Annotated in this window: 10 protein-coding genes; 6 read left to right on the top strand and 4 right to left on the bottom strand. The window is 64.7% G+C overall.

Going from position 1 to position 8,837, the window contains the following annotated elements:
• On the top strand, positions 1-484 hold a 484-nt coding region (locus VKP01_RS09750), incomplete at its 5' end, for a coproporphyrinogen III oxidase (protein ID WP_324411956.1).
• A 34-nt stretch (positions 485-518) separates the two neighbouring features.
• Complete coding sequence (locus VKP01_RS09745) at positions 519-1,469, top strand: MBL fold metallo-hydrolase (RefSeq protein ID WP_324411955.1); 951 nt, start codon at positions 519-521, stop codon at positions 1,467-1,469.
• Positions 1,470-1,520: 51 nt separating this feature from the next.
• Here VKP01_RS09745 and VKP01_RS09740 read toward each other — a convergent pair whose 3' ends face one another.
• Positions 1,521-2,711 (bottom strand): pyridoxal-phosphate-dependent aminotransferase family protein, encoded by a 1,191-nt coding sequence (locus tag VKP01_RS09740; RefSeq protein WP_324411954.1) that lies wholly within the window; start codon positions 2,709-2,711, stop codon positions 1,521-1,523.
• Between the two features lie 274 nt (positions 2,712-2,985).
• Positions 2,986-3,651: a response regulator transcription factor gene (locus VKP01_RS09735; RefSeq protein WP_324411953.1), complete on the bottom strand. Its 666-nt coding sequence runs from the start codon at positions 3,649-3,651 to the stop codon at positions 2,986-2,988.
• Positions 3,652-4,074: 423 nt separating this feature from the next.
• Here VKP01_RS09735 and VKP01_RS09730 point away from each other — a divergent pair, with 423 nt between their 5' ends.
• Positions 4,075-4,515 (top strand): DUF1489 domain-containing protein, encoded by a 441-nt coding sequence (locus VKP01_RS09730; RefSeq protein ID WP_324411952.1) that lies wholly within the window; start codon positions 4,075-4,077, stop codon positions 4,513-4,515.
• 99 nt (positions 4,516-4,614) lie between these two features.
• Positions 4,615-5,097 (top strand): Fur family transcriptional regulator, encoded by a 483-nt coding sequence (locus VKP01_RS09725; RefSeq protein ID WP_324411951.1) that lies wholly within the window; start codon positions 4,615-4,617, stop codon positions 5,095-5,097.
• Positions 5,098-5,104: 7 nt separating this feature from the next.
• On the opposite strand, the gene VKP01_RS09720 is transcribed toward VKP01_RS09725, so the two are convergent.
• Positions 5,105-6,256, bottom strand: a complete 1,152-nt coding sequence (locus VKP01_RS09720; protein WP_324411950.1) for a YbfB/YjiJ family MFS transporter — start codon at positions 6,254-6,256, stop codon at positions 5,105-5,107.
• Positions 6,257-6,358: 102 nt separating this feature from the next.
• The gene (locus VKP01_RS09715; RefSeq protein WP_324411949.1) at positions 6,359-7,102 is read right to left on the bottom strand and encodes an SDR family NAD(P)-dependent oxidoreductase; all 744 of its coding nucleotides are present in this window, start codon (positions 7,100-7,102) and stop codon (positions 6,359-6,361) included.
• Between the two features lie 306 nt (positions 7,103-7,408).
• Here VKP01_RS09715 and VKP01_RS09710 point away from each other — a divergent pair, with 306 nt between their 5' ends.
• The gene (locus VKP01_RS09710) at positions 7,409-8,233 is read left to right on the top strand and encodes a 2-keto-4-pentenoate hydratase (RefSeq protein ID WP_324411948.1); all 825 of its coding nucleotides are present in this window, start codon (positions 7,409-7,411) and stop codon (positions 8,231-8,233) included.
• Positions 8,234-8,264: 31 nt separating this feature from the next.
• Positions 8,265-8,837, top strand: a 573-nt coding sequence (locus VKP01_RS09705; RefSeq protein WP_324411947.1) for a M20/M25/M40 family metallo-hydrolase, incomplete at its 3' end; no start/stop codon positions are given.

The following is an 8,837-nucleotide window of genomic DNA, read 5'->3' as shown; positions in this document are numbered from 1 at the left end:
GAAGCCCTGGTTCGGGGGCGGGGCCGATCTCACCCCGGTGCTCGATCGCCGGCGCGTGCAGGAGGATCATGATGCGCAGGCCTTTCACGGGGCCATGCGCGCGGTCTGCGAGAAGCATGAGGGCGTGGCCGATTACCAGCGCTACAAGGAATGGTGCGACGAGTATTTCTTCCTCAAGCACCGCAACGAGGCGCGCGGCATCGGCGGCATCTTCTACGATTACCACTGGTCGGGCGATCCGGATGCGGATTTCGCTTTTACCCGTGATGTCGGCGAGGCGTTTCTGGCCACCTATCCCGGCATCCTGCGCGCCAATATGAACACGTCCTGGAGCGAGGCGGACCGGCACGAGCAACAGGTGCGGCGGGGGCGTTACGTGGAGTATAATCTGCTCTACGATCGCGGTACGATCTTCGGTCTCAAGACGGGCGGCAACGTCAATTCCATTCTGTCATCGATGCCGCCCACGGCGCGCTGGCCCTGATCGGTGCAGGATATCCACCAGGGGAGGAAAAACCATGAGCAAGAGCTTCGCCTCGACCGGCGACATGAGCCAGAAGAACGTCACCTTCGCCGAGATCGGGCCTGATCTCTACGCCTATACCGCCGAGGGGGACCCGAATTCCGGCGTCATCGTGGGCGAGGATTGCTGCATGGTCATCGATGCGCAGGCGACGCCCGCCATGGCGAGCGATGTGATCGCGCGGGTGGCGAAGATTACCGACAAGCCGATCCGCTACGTGGTACTCACCCATTACCATGCGGTGCGGGTGCTGGGCGCTTCCGCCTATGACGCACACGGGGTGATCGCCTCCGACGCGACCTACCGGCTGATCGAGGAGCGCGGGCAGCAGGATTGGGAATCGGAATTCGGGCGCTTCCCGCGCCTTTTCCAGGATGCCGAGAGCATTCCCGGCCTCACCTGGCCCGATCTTGTCTTCGGCGAGGAACTGACTGTTTTCCTCGGCAAGCGTGAGGTGAAGCTTTATCATCTGGGTGCCGGCCACACGGCGGGCGATATCGTGGCCTGGGTGCCCGATGCGGAGGTGATGTTCTCCGGCGATCTCGTGGAATTCCACTCGGCCTGCTATTGCGGCGATGCGCATCTGCGCGACTGGCCCGGCACGCTCGACATGATCCGCGGCTTCGATCCCAGGGCCCTCGTTCCCGGACGCGGTGACGCGCTGACCAACCGCGCCACAGTGCATGAAGCGATTGCGATGACGCGTGATTTCGTCTCGTCGCTCTATACCACGGCGGAGCTCTCCGTGGCGCGGGGCCGCAGCCTGAAGGAGACCTATCAGGAAGCGCGGGCGGTGATGGATCCGAAATTTGCCGATTTCGCCATCTACGAGCACTGCCAGCCCTTCAATGTTGCGCGCGCCTTCGACGAGGCCTCGGGCATCGACCATCCGGTGATCTGGACGGCGGAGCGCGACCGCGAGATGTGGGCCGCGCTGCAGGGCTGAGCGCCGATCAAGGCGCCGGAGCAATCCACGCCCTGCGCCCGCGCTCACGGATCAGGCCTTGACAGCGCCGGCGAGGTGATCGACTGCCGCCTGCACGCCCCCGCGCTCATGCGGCACGTCGAGCGCTTGCAGGGCCATCTCGACCGCGCCGAGCATGCCGAGCACCATCGGTGCGTTGGTATGGCCCATATGCGCCAGCCGCAGTGCCTTGCCGGAGAGCTCCCCGATCCCGACGCCGACGACGACGCCGCAATGCATCTTGCAATATTCGAGGATCGGCTCCGGCATGTAGCCGTCGCCCATCAGCACGCAGGTGACCGAATCGGCGCGGGCCTGCGGCACTTCGATGTTGAAATCGAGCGCCCCGCCGCGCGACCAGACCCCGACTGCCGCCCGCGTCGCCTCGGCGAGCAGGCGATGGCGGCGCCAGACCGCGTCGAGCCCTTCGTCGAACAGCATGGCGAGCGCCTCGCGCAGGCCGAAGAGCAGATGTTCGGGCGGCGTGCCGCAGTATTTCTGATAATGCTGTGGGCCGTGGCGCTCGGTCCAGTCCCAGTAGCGCGTGCGCAGATCGGCGCGGGCATGGACATCGAAAGCGCGCTGGTTATGCGCGACGAAGCTCAGGCCGGGCGGGGTCATCAGGCCTTTCTGCGAGCCGGAAAGCGCGACATCGATGCCCCAATCGTCCATCGAAAAAGGCACTGTGCCCAGCGAGGCGATGGTATCGACCATGTAGAGCGCCGGGTGGCCGGCAGCGTCGATGGCCTTGCGGATGCCGGCAATGTCGTTGGCGACGCCGGATGCGGTGTCGATCTGCACCACCAGCACGGCCTTGATCCTTTGTGCGGTATCGGCGCGCAGGCGCGCCTCGACGGCCCCGGGATCGACAGGCCTGCGCCAGGATTGCTCCAGCACCTCGACATCGAGGCCGAGCAGCCCGCCCATCTCGCCCCATCCCATCGCGAATCGCCCGCTTTGCAGGACGAGGACCTTGTCGCCGCGCGAGAGAACGTTGGTCAGCGCAGCTTCCCAGGCGCCATGGCCATTGGCGGCATAGATGTAGCAATGACCCGCGCTCGTGCCGAAGATCCGTTTCAGCCCGGCGAGGCAGTCATCGGTGGTGGCAAGCAGGTCGCCGGCATAGATGTCGATGGCCGGGCGATGCATGGCGGAAAGGACACGGTCGGGAACCGTTGTCGGGCCGGGTATCGAGAGAAGCTCACGCCCGTTGGCAACTGTCATCGTGGAATCCGATCATGCTTGACGAAAAGTATGCATGATCGTTGGCGAGGCATGACGCAAAGTCCAGCCCACATTTGTCGCAGCGCTCATGGTGTCTGTGCACGAAATACCCGCAGATGCGTGCCATTTCGCAACGGCTGCGTAGGCCTTCGGATTTCTTTCCGGCTCCCATGGCCGGATGCGGTGCGCATGATGCGCGAAACCAACTGCGATACACAATTATAAGATGAAAAGTTGAAGCAATCCGCGAAAATCGCAGATCGTGTCGTCGCCCTCAGCGGAACATGTAGCCGAGATAGCGTTTGGAATCGATCGGATCGTAGCCGAGTTCGGTCCGCAACTTCTTGCGCAGCTTGCTGATATGGCTTTCGACCACGCATTCATCGACGTTTTCGTTGAAGACACCGTATATCGCGTTGAATATCTGTGCGCGCTGGACACGTTTTCCACGATTTCGCACCATGTATTCGAGAATACGACGCTCGCGCCGCGGCAGCATCAGTGTCTCGCCACGGATCTCCGGGTCGCGCCCGTCGAAATAGATCCGCATCTCGTCGATCTCGCACATTTCCGCGCGTTCGAGCGTCCGGCGATTGAAGGCACCCACACGGGCCATGATTTCCTTCACATGGATGGGTTTGCGCACCACGTCGTCGACTCCGGCGGCGAAGAGGCCGAGCGTCTGCTCCAGCGAATTGGTGTCGTTCATGGCGATCACCGGCGCCTGGCAACGGCTCTTGGCGAGACGCGGATAGCGTTCGCGCTCGGCACAATCGCCCAGCAGGATCGCTTCGATCGCGGAGACGTCCGGATCATCGGCTGCGCTGATCCAGTCATGGAAATCGCCCGGCTTGAAGCCCATGGCGGCCACGCCCTCGCGATCGAAGCCGGTTCGATACCCGGTCGTCACGAGGTCCCTGTCATCAACAATGACGTACATCGATTACCCCCTTCTTGGTTGGTAATCGTATTGGTAGTCATCCGGAGAGCGATAGCAAACGGAAAGGTCTTAATTTTTGTTAGTAAATTTGCGCAAGGTTCAGATGAGTTTTCTGTCGAAGGCACAATGTGTTTCAAAATTATCCGAAATTCGTTTCTTCCTGGGGCATGGTTGTCCTGTTCCAATACAGTTTCGTCTTGTAGCCGACTTTGGCGCGCACGTATAGCCGAGCTGCAACGGCTTTGCACGCAACGGTTAAGCCCTTCTGAAACGAATTGCAGAGATCGCTTGCCCGGGCCTGATGCCGGAGCCGGCCTCGTCCTTGTGGACGCCGCCCGGGAGCTGTTGCGCGATGGCTCGCCATATGCGCAATTCGCGCTAGTATCGGGTAGCCAGTTCCAAATTCATGAGGGAGCGCGCTTCGTGGCCTTGAATCTGCTCAAGCTCTGTGTCGGCGCCGAGTCGATCCGCGATCTGGAGGAATGGATCGAGGAGACACGCATTCTCGCAAAACGTCTGGGCCGCTCCTTCGAGCAAGCGCATACGACGCGTATGGTGCCCAAACGCGCCGGTGAGATCGTCGGTGGCGGCTCGCTCTACTGGGTGATCAAGGGGCAAATCAGCGCGCGCCAGAGACTCGAGGCAATCCGCCCCTTCAAGGATGGGGCCGGGATCGGACGCTGCCATCTCGTGCTCGCGCCGAAAGTGACTCCGGTCGAGCCGCGCCCCTGCCGCCCGTTCCAGGGCTGGCGCTATCTGGAGGCGAAGGATGCGCCCGCTGATCTCACCCGTGAGGCGGCGCAGGGGCTGGCCGCCATGCCGGAGGATATGCGCCGCGAACTGGCCGAGCTCGGCTTGCTGTGATCGCGTGCCTTGAACCGGTGCGGCAAATGGCTAGGCTGTGTGGCAGGCGACACGGATGGGGGATTCGCCTTGGCTGAACGACCGGCGGAGCAAGTGTGCGTGAGCGGTGATCAGGCGCAGAAAGTCGCCGAACTGGAGCGCGCCCTGCGCGACAAGGGCGTTCGCATCACGCGCCAGCGCGCAGCTTTGCTCAGCGTTCTGGCTGCGGCAGGGGACCATCCGGATGCGACCGAACTGCATCGCCGTGCCCGGGAGATCGACGCCTCCGTCTCGCTCTCCACCGTCTATCGCACGCTCAGCCTGCTCGAGGACCAGAGCGTCGTCCAGCGACACGCTTTCGAGGGGGCGCCCTCGCGTTTCGAGACGGCGGACGCTGCGCATCACGACCACATCATCGACCTTGAAACGGGCGATGTGATCGAATTCTACTCTGAACGCATCGAGCGCCTGCAGGCGGAAATCGCGGCTGAACACGGCTACGAGCTGGTGCATCATCGCATGGAACTGTATTGCCGAAAGGCCGGCCCGCGCGCGGGGAAGCGCGGACGCCGTCGGCGAAGCGGGGGCGATGTCGAAGGCTGATCGCCCCTCAGCCGCGCCCCAGCCGGATGGCCGCCATGCTCGCCGCGATCGCGCCGCCGGCGAGCATCGCTGCACCAAGCGCGAAGAGCGTCATGTGGCTCTGCGTCAAGCCGAAGATCCAGCTCATCAGATACCCGCCACCGGCCTGAGCCAACGCGAAGGCGATCGTCATGGCGCCGAACAGCCGCGCCTGCGCGGGACCGTGTGCCAGCATCGCCGCGAGTCCCGCCGCGAGTGCGACCATGCCCGGCGTCAGCGCGCCGACGAGAAAGGCCGAGAGTGCGAGGAAAGGTGCCTGCGTCGCGGCGAGCGGTAGGGCTACTGCAGTGGCCTTCAGGACAAGCGCCCCGATGAAGCTCGGCATCAGCCCGAACCGGCTAGCGATCAGCCCGCAGGTCGGTGCGCCGATGACGGCACCGGCTCCGAATACGGCCCAGTAGATGCCGCCGGCGAATTCTCCCTGATCGAGTCCGCGCGCGATGAAATCAGAAAGGAACAGCGTATGCGGCACGAAGCCGATTCCATCACTCGCATAGGCGAGGATGACCAGAAGCACCGTCAGCCGGCCGGGCAGTGCGACGCAGGAGGGGGCGGAAGGCAGCGCGGCTTGCGGCCACAGCCGCCAGGTTGCGGCAGTGAGGGCACAAGCGGCGATCCCGAGGGTGAGCCAGGCAACCACCAGCCCCGAGGCGGCTATGGCGGGCAGGAGCGTTCCCGAGAGAATGATGCCGAGACCGACACCGACGAAGATCATGCCCGAGACCCGGGGGCGCGCTTCGGTGGCGGTGGCGGCGAGGATCGTGGCCGGGCCGAGCACCATGATGAAGGCACCCGCCATCCCCGCCACGAAGCGCCACGGCGCCATCCAGAAGAAACCCAGCGGCCAGGCGCAGGCGATCAGGCTGATTGCCGCCGCGACCAGTGCGCCGTTGAGGATGGCGATGCGCTCGCGGCGCGCAGCGAGCGCCTGCGCCACGAGCGCGCCGGCGAGATATCCTGCCAGATTGGCCGCACCGGCATAGGCTGCCTGCGTCTCGCTCAGCCAGTCCTGCGCGACCAGCGCTGGCAGCAGCGGCGTATAGGCGAAGCGCCCGAGCCCCACGCCGACGAGCACGGCCAGCAATCCGGGAAGCCAGAGCGGGCTGCGGGCGATGGACATGCAGTCGGCTTTCGATCCTGATCAGGCGGGTGAGGACATGCGTAACGCATCCTCTAGCGCCGATCGGCGCTGTGGAATACCCGTTTTCGCGTCGCGCCGGGCTCAGTAGGTGGCGCGCCCGCCGGAGAGATCGAAGACCCCTCCGGTGGTGAAGGAATTGTCCTGCGAAGCGAGCCAGGCGACCATCGCCGCCACTTCCTCGGTCTGTACGAAGCGCCCGCGCGGAATCTTGGAGAGCATGAAACTGATGTGCTCTTCGCTCATCTGGTCGAAGATGCGCGTGCGTGCCGCCGCCGGAGTAACGGTGTTCACTGCGATGTCATGACCTGCGAGTTCCTTGCCCATCGATTTCGTCAGCGCGATCACCGCCGCCTTGGACGCCGAATAGGCCGAGGCATTGGGATTTCCCTCCTTGCCGGCAATGGAGGCAATGGTGACGATGCGCCCGTACCCGGCCTCGATCATGCCCGGGATCAGCGCCCGGCAGCACAGCCAGGTCCCGTCGACATTGATGCGCATCACCCGGTTCCATTCGTCGATCGGATATTCCCAGCTCGGCGCATTGGCCCCGGCAATGCCGGCGGAGGTGACAAGGATCGCGACGGGCCCGTCCGCGTGCGCGGCCTGCGCCGCGGCCTCGACCGAAGCGTTGTCGGTCACGTCGACGGCGCGGGCGCTCACGCCTGCGCCGATTGCCTGCACGGTCTCTTCTGCGAGCGCGCCATCGCGATCCCAGATCTCGACCTGCGCACCGCCCGCGACCAGCCGCTCGACGACTGCGCGTCCGATCCCCTGCGCGCCACCGGTCACCACCGCCTTGCGGCCCTTCACATCGATATGGTTCATACCCGTCCTCCCCGAAGTGTCATATGATTATCCATTCGCGCCTTCATCCCTGAGGGGAGGGAGCCACGCCTACATGCAGTGCTCGCCCTGGTCTTTCTCCCTGAGGGGAGGGAAACGGCTTCATTCACGAAGCAATCGTCCCTGTTCCTGACAGAATAGGCGCGCCGCAGCGGGATCCGATAGGTGCGTGCATGCGCGAAGGGCATTGCCCTCGGCGCGCAGCATCGCGCGGCGCGGCCCGTTGCGCGGCGGGGATACCCGGTGCAGCATCTGCTGCCACACGACGGATAGAAGGGGAGGGGCGCGATGCGCATGAGCCCGCAGGATATCGAGGCCGGCGCACGGGCGATCCTGTTCGCCCTCGACGGCGTTCACCAGATTCCCCGCTTCAGCATGCGGAAACCGGCGCCCGATCTCGACGAGGCCTATGCCATCGCCGCAGCCGTCGTGGCGCAGCGCGTCGCGCGGGGCGAGCGGCCTATCGGCTGGAAAGTCGGATTCACCAACCGCACGATCTGGGACGAATACGACGTGCACGCCCCGATCTGGGGGCCGATCTACGATTCCACCATCGCGCCCGCCGCGGACGGCATCGCCCAGTGCAGCGCCGCGCTGTTCTGCGAGCCGCGCATCGAGCCGGAGATCGCCCTGCGTCTCGCGCGCGTCCCTGACCCGCTGATGGATGACCGCGCGCTCCTTCGCTGCGTCGACGGCATCGCGCACGGGTTCGAGATCGTGCAATCGCTCTTCGCCGATTGGCGCTTCGCCGCGAGTGACACGGTGGCGGGCTGTGCCTTGCACGGCTGCTATCGCCACGGACCTTTCACTCCCGTCGATGGCGCTGATCCCGATGCCTGGTGTGAAAAGCTTTCGCGGTTTCGCATCGCGCTCAGCTGCAACGGCGTCGCCATCGACGAGGGCGGGGCGGAGAATATCCTGGGCGGGCCGTTGCAGGTGCTGCGCCATCTCGCGCAGGGGCTCGCGGACAATCCGCATGGTTGGGAACTGGGTGTCGGTGATATCATCTCGACCGGTACCGTCACACGGGCATTTCCGGTGAAGGCGGGCCAGCATTGGGAAAGCGTGATCACCGGGCTGCCGCTGTCCGGCCTGGTCCTCGAGATCCGCTGAGCCTGCCCGACCGCTGAACAGGGGAGAAATGATGAGCCTTTCTGCGGATATCCGGATCGATCTCGATCGTTTTGCGCAGACTCTCGAGGCCTCCTCACGCATCGGCGCGGGGCGCGAGGGCGGTATGGCGCGTCTGGCCCTCAGCGACGCTGATCGCGAGATGCGCGATCTCTTCGTCGCCTGGTGTCGCGAGGCGGGGCTCACGGTGCGTGTGGATGAGCTCGGCAACATCTTCGCCCGCCGGGCCGGTCGCGAGGACGATCTGGCGCCCGTCCTGGTCGGCAGCCATCTCGACACCCAGGCCAATGGCGGGCGCTTCGACGGGATCGTGGGCGTACTCGGCGCGCTGGAACTGATGCGCCGGCTCGATGATATCGGGCATCAAACCCGGCGTCCGATCGAGATCGTCAACTGGACCAATGAGGAGGGCGCGCGATTCTCACCGCCGATGATCTGCTCGGGCGCTTTCGCCGGCGTGTACGATCGTGACTGGGTGCGCGCGCGTCGCGCCGATGACGGACCGACGCTGGGTGAGGAATTGCAGCGCATCGGCTATGCAGGGGAAGCGACGGTCGGAGGCTTCGTGCCCGATTCCTGCTTTGAA

This window comes from Saliniramus sp., assembly GCF_035311605.1.
GTDB lineage: Bacteria > Pseudomonadota > Alphaproteobacteria > Rhizobiales > Beijerinckiaceae > Saliniramus.
Note: the sequence above shows the minus strand (reverse complement) of the source record. Positions and strands in the feature narration are given on the sequence as shown.

Bases quoted from the DNA above. Each gene is read 5' to 3' on its own strand.
- VKP01_RS09745 (WP_324411955.1), top strand. From the start codon at position 519: ATGAGCAAGAGCTTCGCCTCGACCGGCGACATGAGCCAGAAGAACGTC.
- VKP01_RS09740 (WP_324411954.1), bottom strand. From the start codon at position 2,711: ATGACAGTTGCCAACGGGCGTGAGCTTCTCTCGATACCCGGCCCGACA.
- VKP01_RS09735 (WP_324411953.1), bottom strand. From the start codon at position 3,651: ATGTACGTCATTGTTGATGACAGGGACCTCGTGACGACCGGGTATCGA.
- VKP01_RS09720 (WP_324411950.1), bottom strand. From the start codon at position 6,256: ATGTCCATCGCCCGCAGCCCGCTCTGGCTTCCCGGATTGCTGGCCGTG.
- VKP01_RS09715 (WP_324411949.1), bottom strand. From the start codon at position 7,102: ATGAACCATATCGATGTGAAGGGCCGCAAGGCGGTGGTGACCGGTGGC.
- VKP01_RS09710 (WP_324411948.1), top strand. From the start codon at position 7,409: ATGCGCATGAGCCCGCAGGATATCGAGGCCGGCGCACGGGCGATCCTG.